The organism is Halorubrum rutilum (genome assembly GCF_042665015.1).
GTDB lineage: Archaea > Halobacteriota > Halobacteria > Halobacteriales > Haloferacaceae > Halorubrum > Halorubrum rutilum.
On the sequence record NZ_JBHTBL010000004.1, the window covers coordinates 139,101 to 156,967 of the forward strand.

A 17,867-nucleotide genomic window follows, 5' to 3' on the forward strand; every position below is an offset into this window, starting at 1 on the left:
ACCACGTCTCTCATCCATGCCACGCGCGAACAACGGCGGCGTCTCGATCCGCTACGAGGTCGACGCGCCCGACGCCGGCGACCCCGACGAGGCGGTCGTCTTCTGCGGCGACGTCGGGCTCGGCGCGTGGCAGTTCGGCTGGCAGCATGCCGCGCTCGCGGGGCCGCACACGGTCGTCACGCCCGAGACGCGCGGCGTCGGCCGGTCGGACGCGCCGCCCGGGCCGTACGCGGTCGAGGACCTCGTCGCCGACGTCGACGCGGTGTGCGCCGCGGAGGGAGTCCGGAACGCCCACCTCGTCGGGTACGGGCTCGGCGGGATGGTCGCGCTCGCGGCCGCGCTCGCCTCCTCGCGCCCGGCGAGCCTGACGGTCCTCGGCACGCCGCCCGCCGGCGACGCCTACAAGCCCGACGCCGTGTGGGCCGACCCCGCCGACCCGACGGCGGTGGAGGGGTCGCTCCATGGCCTCCTCTCCGCCGACTTCCGCGAGGCGCACCCCGACGCGCTGTCGCGGATCGCCGAGTGGCGGCTCGCCGAGGACGCCGGCCGCGAGGCGTTCGAGGCCCACCGGGCGGCCGTCGAGGGGTTCGACCTCTCGGACCGGCTGTACGAGCTCACGACGCCGACGCTCGTCGTCCACGGGACCGACGACGCCGTCTGCCCGGCGTCGGCGGCGGAGACGCTCGCCGAGGGCCTCCCGCGCGGCGAGCTCCGCGCGGTCGAGGGCGCGCGCCACCTCGTCGGCGTCGAGGCGTCGGCCGCGGTCAACGACGCGCTGGTCGGGTGGCTCGCGGAGCACGGCGCCGACCCGCTCTCCGGGTAGGTCGTCCGTCTCCGCCGGGCGGTCGTCTCCCGCCCTCCTCGACGCCGGTAGCGCTCCCCGTCGCCGCAACCGTTTTGCGTCCGTCGCGTCTCATTGGTGCCAATGACACGGCTCCGGTTCGCCCTGCTGAACGCGGCCCACGACGGCGCCAACACCCGGCGGAACTTCCGACGGGAGCTCGACGCCGACCTCGTCGAGTTCGACGCGACCGACGGCCACCTCCCCGACCACACCGAGTTCGACGGGGTCGTGGTCACCGGCTCGCGGTCGTCCGTCTACTGGGACGAGGCGTGGATCCCCCCGCTCGTCGACTACGTCGCGGACGCGGCCGACGCGGGCGTCCCGGTGCTCGGCGTCTGTTACGGCCACCAGGTGCTCGCGGAGGCGCTCGGCGGGCGCGTGGCGGGGATGGACGAGTTCGAGATCGGGTACAACGCGGTGCGCCGGCGCGGCGACGACGAGCTGTTCGACGGGATCGCCGAGGAGTTCACCGCCTTCACGACTCACGGCGACACGGTGGTCGAGCTCCCGCCGAGCGCGACGCTGCTCGCCGAGAACGACCACGGCGTCCACGCGTTCCGCGACGGCCACTGCTGGGGCGTGCAGTTCCACCCGGAGTACGACGTCGACACCGCCCGCGAGGTCACCGAGGGGAAGCGCGAGCGCCTCGGTGACGCGCGCGTGGACGCCGTCCTCGGCGAGATCACCCCGGCCGCGCACGACGCCGCCTGCGAGGCGAAGGCGCTGTTCGACAACTTCACCGAGTACGCCCGGCGGCTGCGGGCGGAGCGGGAGTCGCGGGCGGCGGCCGACGACTGAGCGGGGGCGTCGCCGGCGCTCGACGGACGCGCTCGCCGCCGGCGGGGCCGCCGCTCGGGTCGAACACCCTTATACCGTTCCCGCCCGGAACGGCGGTATGAACGTAGTACCGGACACCAGTGCGGTCGTCGACGGCCGCGTGTCCGAACGCGTCGCGGACGGGACCTACGAGGGGGCGACGGTGCTCGTCCCCGAGGCCGTCGTCGGCGAGCTGGAGTCGCAGGCGAACGACGGGCTGGAGTCGGGCTGGGACGGGCTGAGCGAGCTCAAGCGCCTCGCCGACCTCGCCGACGACGGGACGATCGAGCTGCGGTACGTCGGCGAGCGCGCGAGCGGCGACGCCCGCTCGAACGCCCACGAGGGCGACGTCGACGCCCTGATCCGCGACATCGCCGCCGACCGCGACGCCACGCTCCTCTCCAGCGACATCGTCCAGGCCGAGGTCGCTCGGGCGAAGGGGATCGCCGTCGAGTACGTCGAGCCGGTCGCCCGCGGCGTCGTCGACGAGCTCCCGATTCAGGACCTCTTCACCGACGAGACGATGTCGGTTCACCTCAAGACGGGCACGAAGCCGAAGGCGAAGCGCGGGAGCCTCGGCGAGATGCGGTACGAGGTCATCGACGAGGCGGAGACGAGCGAGGCGCAGATGGACGAGTGGGCGACCGCCATCGTCGACCTGGCCCGCCAGTCCAACGAGGGGTTCATCGAGCTCTCCGACGACGGGATGGACATCGTCCAGTTCCGGAACTACCGGATCGCGGTCGCGCGGCCGCCGTTCGCCGACGGGATCGAGATCACGGCGGTCCGACCGATCGCGAAGACGACGCTCGACGACTACGAGTTCGCCGACGAGCTCCGCGAGCGGTTCGTGGAGCGGAAGCGCGGCGTGCTCATCTCGGGGTCGCCCGGCGCCGGGAAGTCGACGTTCGCGCAGGCGGTCGCGGAGTTCCTCAACGAGAGCGACTACGCGGTGAAGACGATGGAGAAGCCGCGCGACCTCCAGGTCGGCCCGGAGATCACCCAGTACGGCGCGCTCGGCGGCGAGATGGAGAACACGGCGGACTCCCTACTCCTGGTCCGGCCCGACTACACCATCTACGACGAGGTCCGGAAGACGAACGACTTCGAGGTGTTCTCGGACATGCGGATGGCCGGCGTCGGGATGGTCGGCGTCGTCCACGCCTCGCGCGCCATCGACGCGCTCCAGCGGCTCGTCGGCCGCGTCGAGCTGGGGATGATCCCCCAGATCGTCGACACCGTCGTCTACATCGAGGCCGGCGAGGTCCACACCGTCTACGACGTGACGACCGAAGTGAAGGTACCCGCCGGGCTCACCGCCGAGGACCTCGCGCGGCCGGTCATTCAGGTGTCGAACTTCGAGACCGGCCGCCCGGAGTACGAGATCTACACGTTCAACCGGCAGGTCGTCACGGTCCCGCTGAACGAGGAGGGCGGCGAGGCTGAGAGCGAGACCGGGGTCGGCCGCATCGCCAAGAAGGAGATCGAACGCGAGATCAAGTCGGTCGCGCACGGCCACGTCGACGTCGAGCTCAAGGGGAACGACGAGGCGGTCGTCTACGTCTCGGAGGGCGACATCGGCACCGTCATCGGCAAGGGCGGCGGCCGCATCAGCGACATCGAGAACCGGCTCGGCATCGAGATCGACGTCCGCACCCACGACGAGAAGCCGGAGGACTCCCGCGGCGCCGGGAGCGACGGCCGCGGCGCGAACGGGCAGGGAGACGGGCGGGGCGGCCAGGTCGGCGAGGAGCGCGGCACCGTCGTCCGGCCGGAGATCACCTCCCGACACGTCGTCATCGACGTCGACGACGGCGTCGGCGAGACGGTCGAGGTGCGCGCGGACGGGGAGTACCTCTTCACCGCCACCGTCGGCCGCGGCGGCGAGGTGCAGGTGTCCCGCGGCTCCGCGATCGCCGAGGAGCTGGAGGACGCCATCGACCGCAAGCGGACCGTCACGGTCGTCCCGGCGCGCTGACTCGGCCGGCGGGATCCCGCTCGCTCCGCCGCCGTCGTTCGACTCCACGGGGTTCGTCGATCGTCGTATTCCATCCCTCCTGAAAGATAACGCTTTTTTGGCGGTGGTCGGAACGTCACTCCATGTCAGACGAGTTAAAGCGCGGGCTCGAAGGCGTCCTCGTCGCGGAGTCGGAGCTGAGCCACGTCGACGGCGAGGTCGGAAAGCTCGTGTACCGCGGGTACGACATCGAGGACCTCGCCCGGGGCGCGAGCTACGAGGAGGTGTTATACCTCCTCTGGCACGGCTCGCTGCCGACCCGCGAGGAGCTCGACGCGTTCGCCGCGGACTTGGCCGCGGAGCGGGCCGTCGACGACGACGTGCTCGACACGGTCCGGACGCTCGCCGACGCCGACGAGCGGCCGATGGCCGCGCTCCGGACGGCCACCTCCATGCTGTCGGCGTACGACGACGACGCCGACGCGCTCGGCGACGATCACCCCACCGAGACGGCGCGCCGGCAGGGCCGCCGGATCACGGCGAAGGTCCCGACGGTGCTCGCCGCGTTCGAGCGCGCGCGACAGGGCGAGCCGCCCGTCTCCCCCGACCCCGACCTCTCGTACGCCGGGAACTTCCTCTACATGCTCACCGGGACCGAGCCCGACGCCGTCAGCGAGGAGACGTTCGACATGGCGCTGACCCTCCACGCCGACCACGGGCTCAACGCCTCGACGTTCACGGCGATGGTGATCGGCTCGACGCTGGCCGACGTCTACTCCGGCGTCACCGGCGGGATCGGCGCGCTCTCGGGCTCGCTCCACGGCGGCGCGAACCAGGACGTGATGGAGGTGCTCCACGAGATCGACGACTCGTCGAAGGACCCCATCTCGTGGGTGCGAGACGCCCGCGAGGACGGCCGCCGCATCCCCGGCTTCGGTCACCGCGTGTACAAGGTGAAGGACCCCCGCGCGAAGATCCTTCAGGAGAAGCTCCGCGACCTCTCCGAGTCCTCCGGCGACACGAAGTGGCTCGACTACACCACCGCGATCGAGGAGTACCTAACGGACCAGGGGCTCCTCGACAAGGGGATCGCCCCGAACGTCGACTTCTACTCCGGCTCCGTCTACGACACGCTCGGGATCCCGGTCGACATGTACACGCCCATCTTCGCCATGAGCCGCGCCGGCGGCTGGATCGCCCACATGGTCGAGTACCAGGCCGACAACCGCCTCATCCGCCCGCGCGCCCGCTACGTCGGTCCCGAGAGCGCCGACTTCGTCCCGATCGACGAGCGATAGGAGACGCAGCGGGTTCCGGACGCCCGAACGCTTTGTTTAAAAACAGGCCGGCTACGACCCAAGCCGCTCGCGGGCGAACTTCGCAAGGAGCGGGAGGTCGTCGAGGTGGAGCAGCTTCGCCATCGCGCTCTTGTCCCCCTGGTTCGCCCGTTCGAGGGTGTCGTCGTCCGTCCGGCGGAGGTCCTCCATGAACCGGTCGTACCGCTCGTTCGGCGCGAGGTACAGCAGCCGGGTGAGCATCAGTCGGGCGCGCATCCGCGGGGCCACGTCGCGGTGCCAGAGCCGCTCGTAGACGGCGAGGCTCTCGGCGTCGAGGCGGCGCTCCGAGTCCGTGAGACAGCGGTCGATGGTGGCGGCCGCGGCGCGGGCCGACTTCATCCCCTTGTGGATCCCCTCGCCCCACAGCGGGTCGATGGTGGGGACGGTGTCGCCGATCGCGAGGAACCGGTCGGTGTGCATCTCGTCCGGCATCTGGATGTGCGCCGAGCCGCGGTGGACCGTGTCGCCGATCTGCTCGGCGTCGGCGAACCGGGGGTCCCGCTCGATCCAGTCCTCGAGGTAGCCGTCGACGGTCTTGCCCTCCTCGGCGAACTCGCGGTGGCGGTCGTTCTGGATGTAACAGATGCCGACCTTCGCGGTGTCCTCGCCCGTCGCGAAGATCCACGAGTAGCCGCCGGGCGCGATGTCGTGGTCGAGCCGGAGCATCATCGCCCGCCGCAGGTCGGCGTACTCGGGGTGGTTCATCTCGACGCCCTCCATCTCGTACTCGATGCCGATCGCCTGGTTCTCCCGCTCCAGGTCGACCACGTCGAGCGCGCTCGCGATCGGCGCGGCCGGCCCGGTGGCGTCGACGACGACCTCGGCGTACACCTCCTCGTCGCCGTCGTACCGGACGCCCTCGATGACGCCGTCGTCGTCGAGGATCGGCCGGGAGACCCGCGAGTCGAACCGGTACTCGGCCCCGTTCTCGCGCCCGTCCGCGACGAGGAACCGCTTGAAGTCGGCGAACTCCAGGACGGCGCCCGGCTGGTAGCTCTCGTAGTAGCTGTTCGGCGACTCCAACACCACGTCGTCGGTGTACGACATCACGACGTCGTCGGGGATCCCGAAGGCGGACATCATCGACGGGAACGTCCCGGCGGTCGACTTGTTGCTCTGGCGGGGGAACCCGTCTTCGGACTCCGTTTCGAGGACGACGACGTCGTAGCCGCGCGTCGCCAGGTCGCGGGCGCACTGCGCCCCCGCCGGACCGGCGCCCGCGACGACGACGTCGTAGCGATCACTCATATACCACGTAATTCGGACCCACGTAATTAGGCTTGCTGAAACCGGTCGGGAACGGGCCGTGACCCGGCTGGGTCGCCGAAATTTGGCGATCGATGGAGGTCGGAATACCGGCGGTCGCCGCGGTCGCCGATCGCGGAAGACGGGTCGGAAGAACGGGCGGCGCCGTCAGTAGAACTCGCGGACGAGGTCCGTCGCGCCCTCGGGCGCGCCGTCCGGGATGACGGACATGTCCTCGTCGACGCCGTGCTGCTCGTGGTACGGCACCGACTCCTCGTCCTGGTAGATGACGCCCTGGTACTCCTGCTCGGAGTCGAGGATCACGTCCTTCGCGGCGTCCCTGTCCGACGGGTCGTGGTCCTCCTCCTTCAGGTCGACGAGCGAGTCGCGGAAGTAGTCGTAGGTGTCGACGTCGTTGAACGTGACGCACGGCGAGTAGACGTTCACGAAGCCGAACCCGTCGTGCTCGACCGCCTTCTGGATGATCTCCTGGTGGCGGAGCGCGTCGGAGGAGAACGACTGGGCGATGAACGTCGCGCCCGACGCCAGCGCCAGCGCGTGCGGGTTGACGGGCGGCTGCTTCGGTCCGTCCGGGGTCGTCGAGGTCTCGAAGTCGTCGCGCGAGGTGGGCGACGCCTGCCCCTTCGTCAGCCCGTAGATCCGGTTGTCCATCACGACGTACGTCATGTCGACGTTGCGCCGGACGGCGTGGACGAAGTGGCCCGCGCCGATGGAGTAGCCGTCGCCGTCGCCGCCGGCGACCATCACTTCGATGTCGGGCCGGGCCATCTTGACGCCGGTCCCGACCGGGAGCGCGCGTCCGTGAACGCCGTGGAGCGCGTAGCTGTGCATGTACGTACCGATCTTGCCGGAGCAGCCGATGCCGGCGACGACGAAGGTGTTGTCGGGGTCGTTGCCCGTCTCCGCGAGCGCCTTCATCATGCCGTTCATGGTGCCGAAGTCGCCGCATCCCGGGCACCAGGTCGGCTGCTTGTCGGACTTGAAGTCGGTGAATCGGATGTCTGAGCTCATTGGTTACGCCTCCACCCCCTCCGTGAGGGTCGCTTTGATCTCCGCTGCGAGTTCGTCGGCCTTGAACCGCACGCCGTTGTACTTGTTGACGCGGTCGACCCGTTCGAGCACGTCGTGCTCGACGAGGTCCGCGAACTGTCCCCGCTCGTTGCACTCCACCACCACGACGTTCTCCGCGGCCGCGACGGCCTCGGAGAGGTCCGGTCGCGGGAAGACGTACGGCACCGAGAGCACCCGCACGTCCCGCCCCTCGTCGTCGAGGAGCTCGACCGCTTCAGCGAGCGCGCCCTCGTTCGACCCCCACGTGATCACGAGCGTGTCGGCGTCGGCGTCGCCGAACTCGCGCGGGCTCCAGTCCTCGCGCTCGCGGGCCGTCTCCACCTTCCGGTTGCGCTTGTCGACCTGCGCGACGCGCATGTCGGTGTCCTCGGTCCGGCGGCCCTGCTCGTCGTGTTCGAGGCCCGTCGACATGTGCGCGCCGTCGGCGGTGCCGGGGAACGCCCGCGGCGAGATCCCGTCGTCGGTGATCTCGTGGGGCTGGAAGCCGTCGGTGTCGCTCGTGTGGTCGTCGACGTCGGCCTCGTCGACGACGAAGCCGCGGTCGACCTCGACCGCGTCCATGTCGAAGGTGTCCGGGGAGAACGTCTGCTCGGTGACCGCCATCGAGAGGTCGGCGGTGAGGTAGACCGGGAGCTGGTACTTCTCGGCGAGGTTGAACGCCTCGACCGTCTTCCAGAAGCACTCGTCGATCGTCGTCGGCGCGAGGACGAACCGGGGGACCTCGCCGTGGCCGCCGTACAGCATCTGGTTCAGGTCGCCCTGCTCCTGCTTCGTCGGCATCCCCGTCGAGGGGCCCGAGCGCATCACGTTACAGATGACGAGCGGCGTCTCCGAGGTGGCGATGAGCCCGAACGTCTCGGTCATCAGGTCGATCCCGGGGCCGGAGGTCGCGGTCATCGCGCGGGCGCCGCCGCGGGCCGCGCCCAGCGCCATGTTGATCGCGGAGAGCTCGTCTTCCGCCTGCACGACGTGGCCGCCGAAGTGCTCGATCCGGCCGGTGAGGTACGTCATCACGTCGGTCGCGGGCGTGATCGGGTAGCCGGCGTAGAAGCGGCAGCCGGCCGCGATGGCGCCCATCCCGATGGCCTCGTCGCCGTTGAGGAGCACGTAGTCCTCGTCGGTGGTCTCCAGGTCGTAGTCGAACTCGTGGTCGTACTCGTCGGCGACGTACGACCGCCCCGCGCGGGCGGCCTCCTTGTTGTTGTCGACGAGCTTTTGCCCCTTGTCCTTGAACCGCTTCTCCAGCGCGGAGTCGAGGTTCTCGATGGGGAACTCGGCGACCTCGCAGGCCGCGCCGAGCGCGACGACGTTCCGCATGATCGCCCCGCCGGCCTCCTCGGCGAGCCGCTTGAGCGGGACGTCGATCCCGACCATCTCCTCGGGGATCTCGACGTCTTGCATCGTGGTCCGCTCGCCGTCGTAGATGATCACCGACCCCTCGTGGAGCTCGTCGAGGTTCTCCTCGATGGTCCGCGGGGTCAGCGCGATGAGCACGTCGAGCCGGTCAACGACGCTCTGTACCTTGTCGACGGAGGTCCGCACCTTATACGCGGTGTAGCCGCCCCGGATCCGCGAGGCGAAGTCCTTCGACGTGAACACGTGTCGACCCGCCCGAGAGAGCGCTTGCGCGAAGATTTTCCCGGTCGAGTCGATGCCGTCGCCGGCCTCTCCGCCGACGGCCCAATTGAAGTCCGCGGCCATGCTATGACGGGGCTTTCGCCGGACTCATCAAAAGACTTCTGGAAGGAGCTACCGACGCCTTCTCGGACGATCGGTCAGCAATTTGCAAATATAGCCGAGATTATTTTGTAAACTGAAATATATAGGTATTATTTGGACATTCGTTTTCTCTAATCCTCACGATCGACCCACTTCGTCGCATTGACTTTCGACGTTCGTCGAACTATTGTGGGGGCGTCCGGACGTTCCGGAGTCCGTCCCCGTGTCCGGTCGGCCCGGAGTCCGGATAACTCGAAGTCCGATCGTTCCGGGGTCCGGTCGTCGCGCTCGTCGCGCCTCGCACGCGTTCGACGACGGGCGGCGCCGACGCGGACGGGAACACGTTTGTGTCCGCCGACCGGATCGGGCGTATGGACACGACAGCGACGGTCAGCGCGGTCGAGTCAGTCGGCCGCGACACGTACGCCCTTCGGTTCGACGCGCCCGACGGGTTCGCCGCCGAACCCGGGCAGTTCGTGAAGCTCGGCACGGAGATCGACGGCGAGTCGGTCGCCCGCTTCTACACCCTCTCGTCGCCGACCGTCGGCGACACGTTCGAGGTCACGGTCGGGATCGACCCCGAGGAGGGCGGCGACTTTTCCGGGTTCCTCGCCGGCGCCGAGGCGGGCACGGAGATGACGCTCTCCGGGCCGTTCGGGGACCAGCACTACGACGGCGAGCCGCGCGCGGTCGTCATCGCGGGCGGGCCGGGCGTCGGCCCGGCGGTCGCCATCGCCGAGCGCGCGCTCGACGACGGGGCCGAGGCCGCAGTGGTCTACCGCGACGACGACGTGTCGCACGCCGACCGCTTGGATCGCTTAAAAAAGCGCGGGGCCGCGGTCCACCTCCTCGACGCCGACGAGGCGCTGGACGAGGCGGTCGCCGAGGCGCTGACGGGAAGCGAGGGCGAGACCGTCTTCGTCTACGGCTTCGCCGATCTGGTGGCCGACGCCGAGGCCGCGGTCGAGGCAGCCGGCGGCGACGCCGACGCCGCGAAGGTCGAGAACTTCGGTTAGACGCGGTTCGAGACGTTTCGGCCGTCAATTCGTGAGTGGCTGTCCGTGGATCGACGGTGATGGCCTCCAAAGCCCCAGCCGCGACGACTCGCGCGGCTTGCTGCGCTCCTCGCTCAGTCGCTACCGCTCCTTCGCTGCGGTGCTTGCTGCGCCGTGCTTCGTCCTCGCGGCTGCCCCTTTGAGCCCCACCCGCACAGCACCGCGACCGCACCTCACACCTCCCCAGCCTCGCGGCTCGCTCGGTACTCCCTCCGGTCGCCCTCGCTCGCCGCGTCCCTCGCGCGTGCGATTCGCGCCCTCCGGGCGCTCATCGGCACGCGCCACCGCAATTCGTCTCCGGATCAGTCGCCGAAGTAGTCGGCGAGTCGCTCCGCGGCCTCGACGGCCCGGGGCGTGACGAGGGCGAACCGGATCCACTCGTCGCGCGCGCTGCCGAACGCCTCGCCGGGCATCCCCGCGACCCCGGCCTCGTCGACCAATCGCTTCACGTTCGCCATCGTCCCGGGGAACCCCTCGAAGCGCGCGAGGACGTAGAAGGCGCCCTCGGGGCGGCTGTACTCCGCCCCGGCCGCGTCGAGCGCGTCGGTGAAGGCGTCGACGCGGTCGGCGAGCAGCTCCCGGGCCTCCGCGTAGTAGCCCGGCGGCGTCTCCGCGAGCGCGTGGTGGACCGCGTACTGCGAGGGGCGCGCGCCGGCGACGTTCACGAGCATGTGTCGCGTCTTCGCCTCGCCGACGTGCGCCTCGGGGAAGACCCCGTAGCCGACCCGGAACCCGGTGATCGCCATCGACTTCGAGAAGCCGCTGGTGACGATCACCCGGTCGGAGTCGAGCGTCAGCGCCGACTCGAACTCGCCGGTGAGGTCGAAGTGGTCGTACACCTCGTCGACCATCACGAGGGCGTCGACCGCGTGCGCGATCTCGACGACCTCGCGGACCGCGTCGAGGTCGTATATCGCTCCGGTCGGGTTGTTCGGCGTGTTCAGGGCGATCAGGGCGGTGTCGTCGCTCGCGGCCTCGCGCATCGCCGCGAGGTCGAGGCCGCCGTCGCGCTCGGTCGGGACGAGCGTCGCCTCGCCGCCGAGCATGTCCACCTTCCCCGGGTAGTACGGGTAGACGGGGTCGGTGAGGACCGCCTCGTCGCCCGCGCCGCGCTCGAACGCGCGCGCCATCGCGAGGTAGTTCGCCTCGCCGGTCCCGTTGGTGACGACGACGCGGTCGGCGTCAACGTTCCGGCGCTCGGCGATCGCCTCCCTGAGCTCCGGTAACCCCTCGCTCGGCGGGTACTGGAAGTCGTCGGGCGGGAGGTCGGCGTAGTCGCGGAGCGCCTCTCGAAGCGCGGCCGGCGGCTCCCAGTCGGGGTTGCCGCTCACCATGTCGATGACGTCGCCGTCGGCCGCGGCCGCGTACTGCATCACGTGAAAGAACTTCGGCTCCTCGTACTCCATACGGACCGCTGGGCGGCGTCTCCCGTGGCTCTTTCGACTCCCCGTCTGCGCGTGAGGGATCCGTTCGGCGGTCCGAGCGACGCGCCGACCACCTTCCCGACCGCCGGAATCCGGTGGTTTCACCTACGGCCCCGGCCACGCGGTGGTATGAACAAACGCGGCCACGTCCTCAACGCCCTGCTGCTCGCGATCGGACTCGGCTTCGTCATCGAGCCGAGCCTCGGCGCGGCCACCGCGCGGACCGTCGCCGAGATCACCGTTCCGATCGTGTTGGGGGCGCTGTTCCCCGACGTCGACACCGCCTTCGGCCGCCACCGGAAGACGCTCCACAGCCTCCCGGTGCTCGGGATCTTCCTCGCGTACCCGATCGTGTTCGGGAACCTCCAGTACGTCTGGATCGGCGTGTTGACCCACTACCTCCTCGACGTCGTCGGGAGCCGGCGCGGCATCGCGCTGTTCCACCCCCTGTCCGACAGGGAGTTCGGCCTCCCCTCCGGCGTGACGACGAGCAGCAAGTACGCCGACCTCGTCACGGTGGTCGTCACGGCGGTGGAGCTGGCGGCGTTCTGGGCGCTTCACACCTACGTCGTGACGCTCGACCTAGACGTCTCGGCCGCGACCCGGGCGGCGAGCGAGGCGGCGGCCGGGATCGGGATCTGAGCGGTTTCTGTTCGGTTCGGCGCGGTCCGCTTCGCTTCGGTCCCGTCGGCGTGGTCGCGACGCGGCGACGCCCTCACTTCGGCCGGTAGTCCGACAGCGTCCCGGAGTAGACGCTCACGTCGTTGAACCGCCCCTCGTAGACGACGTTCGTCGGGAGGGTGGGCTCGTCGCCGGAGAGGAACAGGCGGTCGAGCTTCTCCCACGTATTCTCGTAGCCGAGGTGGGCGAACTCCAGGAGCCCGCGGAGCTGATGGCGGACCCCGCCGCGGTGGACCACGGTCCGGGGACGATCCTCGCGGAAGGCGTCGACGACGGCGTCGGCGTCGTCGAGGTCGCCGTCGAACTCGGTCCACGCCTCCCCAACGGTGCCGGGCAGGTGCGCGTACGAGGAGCCGAAGCCGGGCATGTCGGTCACCTCGGCGATCCGCCGCGTCCGGGTGTTCTGGTGCGGAAGGAGCTTGGTGTTGTACGTCTCGACCGCGGCGAGTCGCTCGGCGTGGGCCGCGATCTCCGGTCGGGTGAGCGAGATGGTGGCGAAGCCGGGATGCGGGACGAGCACGGCGGCGTCCTGCCGATCGAACTCGGCCATCGCCGCCTCGAAGGTGATGTAGTCGGGCACGGGGTCCTCCAGGCCGAGGACGAGGAGGTGCCGGCGGTTCCCCCAGTCGCCGGTAAACACCTCTCGGGCGGGGACGACCGTCAGGTCGTCGTCGGCGTACCGGGCCGCGCGCTCCCGGACCGTCGTCAGCCGGGTGAAGTGCGGCGCGTAGACGAGCGCGTCGATCCCCCGCTCCTTCGCGAGGGCCACGACGTCGTCGTCGAGCACCTTCACGTGGGCGTCGACGCGCGTTCTCGATCGGGTCACGGTACCGGACGGTGTGCGTCCCCGAGCAAAGGCGTATCGTTTGACTCCGAGGGGATCCGGGTCCGGCGACGGCGGACGCGTCGGACGCCGGCGGTCGCGGCCGCCGTCCCGGCGCGCCCCGACGCTCTCCCCCACCGCCGCGCGGGGGTCTCGTGAGCGTACCGAACGGGACCACGCGAGGGAACGACTGAACGAACGGAGTGAGTGAAGGAAGACTCGCGGGGGAAACGGTTAATCCCCCGCGGGCGAGACGGGGAATCATGCCCCGCTGGACGTGCGGAATCGACGGCTGCGACGCCGCCTTCGACGACGTGGAGTCGGCCATCGTCCACCAGACCGACGGCCACCAGCGCCACGAGTGCAAGGTGTGCGGCACGATCGTCCCGGACGGCTACTTCGCGATCCGGCACGCGTTCGACGAGCACACCCGCGCCGAGTTCGTCCGCGCGTACGACGCCGACTCCGCGGCGGTCCGCCGCCGCGAGGAGATCAAGCGGGAGGTCGAACGGGAGGCCGACCTCCAGCGCGTCGTCGACGAGCTCGACCGCGGCGTCTGAGCGGCGCCCCCCTCGCTCCGCCGGCCCTCACCACAGCACCCGCTTTCCGAACGCGCTCGCCGCCAGCTCCGTCGCGAGCTCGGCCGTCTCGTTGTGCTGGTCGAGCGTCGGGTTCACCTCGACCAGCTCCATCGACTGGAGCGAGTCGGCGTCGTCGACGATCTCCATCGCGCTGTGGGCCTCCCGGTAGGTGACCCCGCCGCGGACGGGCGTCCCCACCCCGGGCGCCTCGTTGGGGTCGAGCCAGTCGAGGTCGAGGCTGACGTGGACGCCGTCGACGCCGTCGCCCGCGGTCGCCATCGCCTCCTCGGTGACCTCGGTGATCCCGCGCTCGTCGATGTCGGACATCGTGTACGCCGCGAAGCCGCGCTCGCGGAGGACCTCGACCTCCGACTCGTCGACGGAGCGCAGGCCGACGAGCGCGACGTTCTCCGGCGAGAGCCCGGGCGCGTTCGCCCACTCCGACCCCGCGAACTCGTCGAGGCCGAGCGCGGCCGCCAGCGGCATCCCGTGGACGTTCCCCGAGGGAGTCGTCGAGGGCGTGTTGAGGTCGGCGTGGGCGTCGAACCACACCGCGCCGACGTCGGCGTCCCGCGCGGAGCCCGCGAGCGAGCCGATGGCGATCGAGTGGTCGCCGCCGAGCGCGAGCGGGACCGCGCCGTCGGCGAGCGTCCCGCTCACTTCGTCCGCGAGGCGCCGACAGACGTCGGCCGTCTCCCGGAGGAACTTCGCCTTCCCCGCGCTCGGCGCGTCCGCGTCGGGGTCGCGCTCCTCGGCGCGCGGGACCGCGAGGTCGCCCGCGTCGACGACGCCGACGCCCGCGCTCGCGAGCTGGTCGGCGAGCCCGCCGTATCGGATGGCCGACGGCCCCATATCCACGCCGCGTCGGTTCGCCCCGTAGTCGGTCGGCGCGCCGATGATCCTGACGGTGGTCATACCAGCCCGCGCGACGCCCCGACGCTTGAATGGTGCGGTCCCGCGGTGGCGACCGATCGGACGCGATCGCACACGGTTTTGCCGCCGCGCCCCGATTGGCCGGTATGAGCGGTTCAGACGGCGGCTCCGGTCCCGTCGATGACGACGCCGGTCCCGACGAGGACACTGACGACGACGACCTCGGCGCGGGCGACGCGCCCCCGGAGTTCGATCCCGCCGACGTCGCCGGCAGCGACGTCGAACCGGTCGGCGCCATGATCGCGGTCGCCTTCACCGGGGCCGTGATCGGGCTCGTCGGCGCCGGGGTCGCGCTGTTCGTCAGCGACCTCGGGCTGGCCCTGATCGGCGTCGGCGTCGCCGTCGCGCTCTCCAGTCCCCTCGCGTACGTCCGGCTCCGCCGGCGATACGGAGGGTAGCCGTCGACGGCGGCGAACGCGGAATCCGCGCGATCGTTTATAACGGCCTTCCATCGCATTTAAGCGGTGCGGCCATCTATTCGCGTCCATGTCATCGATCGAGCTCACATCCAGTCAGAAAAGCATCCTCACGGCCCTCATCAACCTGTACGGGGAACAGGAGGACGCCGTCAAGGGCGAGGCGATCGCCGAGGAGGTCGACCGCAACCCCGGCACGATCCGCAACCAGATGCAGAGCCTGAAGGCCCTCCAGCTGGTCGAGGGCGTCCCCGGCCCGAAGGGCGGCTACAAGCCCACCTCGAACGCCTACGAGGCGCTCGACATCCAGCGCATGGACGAGCCCGCGGACGTCCCCATCTTCCACGAGGGCGAGGAGGTAACGGGCGTCAACGTCGACGGGATCGACCTCTCCAGCGTCCACCACCCGGAGCTCTGCCGCGCCGAGATCCACGTTCAGGGCTCCGTCCGGGACTTCCACGAGGGCGACTCCGTCACCGTCGGTCCGACGCCGCTCTCGAAGCTCGTCATCGACGGGACGGTCGACGGGAAAGACGACACCGCGAACATCCTCATCCTCCGGATCGACGACATGCGCGCCCCCGACGAGCCCGCCGAACACTGACCGCTCGCCGCCGACGCCGACCCCTCTCCCTTCCTCTCTCCTCGCCTCTCTTCTCATTCGGCCGCCGAGAGCCAGAGGTCCGCCGAGAGCCCGGGCGCCGTCGCTGCCGAATCCAACCCTCGCGAGCGCGAAAAGCCGCTTCGACCGCGTCGTACGCGCCGGCCCTACATGTCGCCGAACGCGCTCACGCCGCGCCCGGCCGAGGAGACCTTCGCGATCCACCGCACCGCGATGGACTTCTTCAGGAGCTTCGCCGGGGTGCCGCCGAACGTCTTGATCGGCATCCCGATCACGTCGTGGGCGACCGCCTCCTCGCCGACCGAGATGACGGTCCCCTTGTCCTTGTGTTCCCACGACTGGAGCGGCGCGCCGCGGGCGGCCCGCGCGAGGTTCTCGCCGGCGACCTCGGCGGCCTGCCAGGCGGCCTGCGCGGTCGGCGGCGCCACCTCGTCGTCGCCCTGCTCGACGAGGGCGGTGTCGCCGATGGCGAACACGCGGTCGTCGCTGGTCGCGAAGTCGGCGGCGGCGTGGACGCGGTTCGAGCGCTCGTCCTTCTCGACGTCGACGTTCTCCAGCTCCGGCTGGCCCGTGATGCCGCCGGTCCACACGAGGACGTCGTGGGGGAGCTCCTCGGGCTCCTCTCCGTCGCCGCCGCCGAGGTAGACCGCGTCCTCGTCGGCCTCCGAGATGAAGTCGCCCGTCAGGATCTCCACGTCGGCGTCCTCCAGCCGCTGGCGGAGCGCGCCCTGGAGCTGCGGGTCGTTGCCGGGGAAGACCTCGTCGAGCCCCTCGACGAGCGTGATCTCGATCGGGGCGCGGTGCTTGTCGCGGTACTCCGCGACCTCGCCCGCGGTCTGGATGCCGGAGAGCCCGGCGCCGCCGACGACCACTTCGGCGGGGTCGGAGCGGGTCGCGTCGGCCGCGGCCGACCGCACGTCCTCGTGGATCGCCTTCGCGTCGTCGAGGCCCTTGAGCTGGTGGGCGTGCTCTTCTAGGCCGTCGATGCCGAAGAAGGCGGTCGTGGAGCCGACGCCCAGGAGGAGGTAGTCGTAGTCGACGGTCGTCCCGTCGTCGGTCTCGACGACGCGCTCGTCCGTGTCGACGTCGACGACGCGGCCCTGCACGAAGTCGGACTCGGGCGACTTGATCTCGTCGACGGGGATCGTGATCTTGTCCGCGACCGCGGGGTTGCGGATGGCGCGGTGGACCTCGTGGAGGACGAGGTGGTAGTCGTGCTCCGAGATCCACGTGAGTTCCGCCTCGCCCTCGCCGACCTCGTCTTCGAACGCCTTCACCGCCCCTGCGCCGGCGTACCCGGAGCCGACGACGACGACCTGTGTACTCATGCCTGCCGCTCCGCGGTGCGCGGGTAAAGTCGCTTTGGAACGTCCGTGACGGCGGCGGAGACCGGCGGACCGCTTCCGGTCTACAGCGAGAGCCCGGCGTGCCAGCGGTCGGCGCCCGCCTCCCGCTTGACCTCGTCCATCCGCGCGAGGAGCTTCACGGCGAGGCTCGCGGCCTCGGCCGCGCGCGACTCGCCCTCCGTCCGGAACTCCCCGGTCACGCGGTTCGCGTAGACGGAACAGACCGCGCCGGCGCGGAGCCCGTAGACGTTCGCGATCGTGAGGATCGCCGACGCCTCCATCTCGATGTTCTTCACGTTCGCCTCCCGCAGCTCCGCGACCAGCTCGTCGGAGCCCGCCGCCTCGAACCCCTCGAAGCCGGGGCGGCCCTGCCCGGCGTAGAAGGAGTCGGCGCTCATCGTCACGCCGGTGTGGTAGTCGTACCCCAGCCGCTCCGCGGCGGCGACGAGCGCCGAGACGACCTCGCCGTCGGCGGCCGCCGGGTAGTCCTCGCGCACGTACTCGTCGCTCGTCCCCTCCTGGCGGACCGCGCCCGTCGTGATCACGAGGTCGCCCACCTCCATCCCGGGCTGGATCGCGCCGCAGGACCCGACCCGGATGAACGTGTCGACGCCGACCCTCGCGAGCTCCTCGACCGCGATGGCGGCCGACGGGGAGCCGATCCCGGTGGAGGTCACGGAGATCGGCGCGTCCCCGTAGGTCCCGGTCGCGGTGCGGTACTCGCGGTGGTGCGCGACCGCCTCGTAGTCGTCCCACAGCGCGGTGACCTTGTCGACGCGCTCGGGGTCGCCGGGGAGGAGCACCGCGTCCGCGACGTCGCCGGGCCCCACTTTGACGTGGTACTGGACGTCGTCGTTGGGGTCCTCGCTGTCGCCGCCCGCGGCGCCGTCGGGGTCGGCGCCGCCGTCGCCGGCGGTCTCGTGGGGGGCCTCGTCGTCGGTCATGTCTCCGCCCTTCGGCGAGCCGTTTCAAAGGG

At 70.6% G+C, this 17,867-nt stretch carries 17 protein-coding genes; 9 read left to right on the top strand and 8 right to left on the bottom strand.

Translation table 11 applies throughout. The annotated features are described in order from the left end of the window. Positions 1-16: 16 nt before the first annotated feature. The 4 genes from ACFQMF_RS04955 (at position 17) to citZ (ending at position 4,915) form a co-directional block, all read left to right on the top strand. A complete protein-coding gene (locus ACFQMF_RS04955; RefSeq protein ID WP_256408668.1) occupies positions 17-823 on the top strand; it encodes an alpha/beta fold hydrolase in 807 nt (268 codons plus the stop codon). Between the two features lie 102 nt (positions 824-925). Beyond that, entirely contained in the window at positions 926-1,642 is a 717-nt protein-coding gene (locus tag ACFQMF_RS04960; RefSeq protein WP_256408667.1) for a type 1 glutamine amidotransferase, read from the top strand. Positions 1,643-1,739: 97 nt separating this feature from the next. Further along, positions 1,740-3,638, top strand: a complete 1,899-nt coding sequence (locus tag ACFQMF_RS04965) for a PINc/VapC family ATPase (protein ID WP_256408666.1) — start codon at positions 1,740-1,742, stop codon at positions 3,636-3,638. A 122-nt stretch (positions 3,639-3,760) separates the two neighbouring features. After that, the gene (gene citZ / locus ACFQMF_RS04970) at positions 3,761-4,915 is read left to right on the top strand and encodes a citrate synthase (RefSeq protein ID WP_256408665.1); all 1,155 of its coding nucleotides are present in this window, start codon (positions 3,761-3,763) and stop codon (positions 4,913-4,915) included. Positions 4,916-4,966: 51 nt separating this feature from the next. On the opposite strand, the gene ACFQMF_RS04975 is transcribed toward citZ, so the two are convergent. From ACFQMF_RS04975 to ACFQMF_RS04985, 3 genes are all read right to left on the bottom strand, one after another. Further along, a complete protein-coding gene (locus tag ACFQMF_RS04975) occupies positions 4,967-6,202 on the bottom strand; it encodes a digeranylgeranylglycerophospholipid reductase (protein WP_256408664.1) in 1,236 nt (411 codons plus the stop codon). A 165-nt stretch (positions 6,203-6,367) separates the two neighbouring features. Continuing rightward, positions 6,368-7,231 (bottom strand): 2-oxoacid:ferredoxin oxidoreductase subunit beta, encoded by an 864-nt coding sequence (locus tag ACFQMF_RS04980; RefSeq protein WP_256408663.1) that lies wholly within the window; start codon positions 7,229-7,231, stop codon positions 6,368-6,370. A 3-nt stretch (positions 7,232-7,234) separates the two neighbouring features. Next, positions 7,235-8,992 (bottom strand): 2-oxoacid:acceptor oxidoreductase subunit alpha, encoded by a 1,758-nt coding sequence (locus ACFQMF_RS04985; RefSeq protein ID WP_256408662.1) that lies wholly within the window; start codon positions 8,990-8,992, stop codon positions 7,235-7,237. Between the two features lie 389 nt (positions 8,993-9,381). On the opposite strand from ACFQMF_RS04985, the gene ACFQMF_RS04990 reads away from it, so the two are divergent. Beyond that, positions 9,382-10,026, top strand: a complete 645-nt coding sequence (locus ACFQMF_RS04990; RefSeq protein ID WP_256408661.1) for an FAD-dependent oxidoreductase — start codon at positions 9,382-9,384, stop codon at positions 10,024-10,026. A 341-nt stretch (positions 10,027-10,367) separates the two neighbouring features. On the opposite strand, the gene ACFQMF_RS04995 is transcribed toward ACFQMF_RS04990, so the two are convergent. After that, complete coding sequence (locus ACFQMF_RS04995; protein ID WP_256408660.1) at positions 10,368-11,471, bottom strand: pyridoxal phosphate-dependent aminotransferase; 1,104 nt, start codon at positions 11,469-11,471, stop codon at positions 10,368-10,370. A 147-nt stretch (positions 11,472-11,618) separates the two neighbouring features. On the opposite strand from ACFQMF_RS04995, the gene ACFQMF_RS05000 reads away from it, so the two are divergent. After that, a complete protein-coding gene (locus tag ACFQMF_RS05000; RefSeq protein ID WP_256408659.1) occupies positions 11,619-12,131 on the top strand; it encodes a metal-dependent hydrolase in 513 nt (170 codons plus the stop codon). A gap of 73 nt (positions 12,132-12,204) precedes the next feature. Here the strand turns inward: ACFQMF_RS05000 and ACFQMF_RS05005 are convergent, their stop codons facing one another. Continuing rightward, the gene (locus tag ACFQMF_RS05005; RefSeq protein WP_256408658.1) at positions 12,205-12,996 is read right to left on the bottom strand and encodes a PHP domain-containing protein; all 792 of its coding nucleotides are present in this window, start codon (positions 12,994-12,996) and stop codon (positions 12,205-12,207) included. Positions 12,997-13,256: 260 nt separating this feature from the next. Between ACFQMF_RS05005 and ACFQMF_RS05010 the strand changes: the two genes are divergently transcribed. Beyond that, complete coding sequence (locus tag ACFQMF_RS05010) at positions 13,257-13,553, top strand: DUF7565 family protein (protein WP_256408657.1); 297 nt, start codon at positions 13,257-13,259, stop codon at positions 13,551-13,553. Between the two features lie 27 nt (positions 13,554-13,580). Here ACFQMF_RS05010 and rocF read toward each other — a convergent pair whose 3' ends face one another. Continuing rightward, positions 13,581-14,489: an arginase gene (rocF, locus tag ACFQMF_RS05015; protein WP_256408656.1), complete on the bottom strand. Its 909-nt coding sequence runs from the start codon at positions 14,487-14,489 to the stop codon at positions 13,581-13,583. A 104-nt stretch (positions 14,490-14,593) separates the two neighbouring features. Here rocF and ACFQMF_RS05020 point away from each other — a divergent pair, with 104 nt between their 5' ends. Next, positions 14,594-14,905: a hypothetical protein gene (locus ACFQMF_RS05020; protein WP_256408914.1), complete on the top strand. Its 312-nt coding sequence runs from the start codon at positions 14,594-14,596 to the stop codon at positions 14,903-14,905. 88 nt (positions 14,906-14,993) lie between these two features. Beyond that, complete coding sequence (locus tag ACFQMF_RS05025) at positions 14,994-15,527, top strand: Rrf2 family transcriptional regulator (protein WP_256408655.1); 534 nt, start codon at positions 14,994-14,996, stop codon at positions 15,525-15,527. 164 nt (positions 15,528-15,691) lie between these two features. On the opposite strand, the gene ACFQMF_RS05030 is transcribed toward ACFQMF_RS05025, so the two are convergent. Together ACFQMF_RS05030 and ACFQMF_RS05035 are read right to left on the bottom strand one after the other, a co-directional pair. Further along, positions 15,692-16,873, bottom strand: a complete 1,182-nt coding sequence (locus ACFQMF_RS05030; protein ID WP_256408654.1) for an NAD(P)/FAD-dependent oxidoreductase — start codon at positions 16,871-16,873, stop codon at positions 15,692-15,694. A gap of 80 nt (positions 16,874-16,953) precedes the next feature. Beyond that, positions 16,954-17,835 (bottom strand): nucleoside phosphorylase, encoded by an 882-nt coding sequence (locus ACFQMF_RS05035; RefSeq protein WP_256408653.1) that lies wholly within the window; start codon positions 17,833-17,835, stop codon positions 16,954-16,956. Between the last annotated feature and the right edge of the window lie 32 nt (positions 17,836-17,867).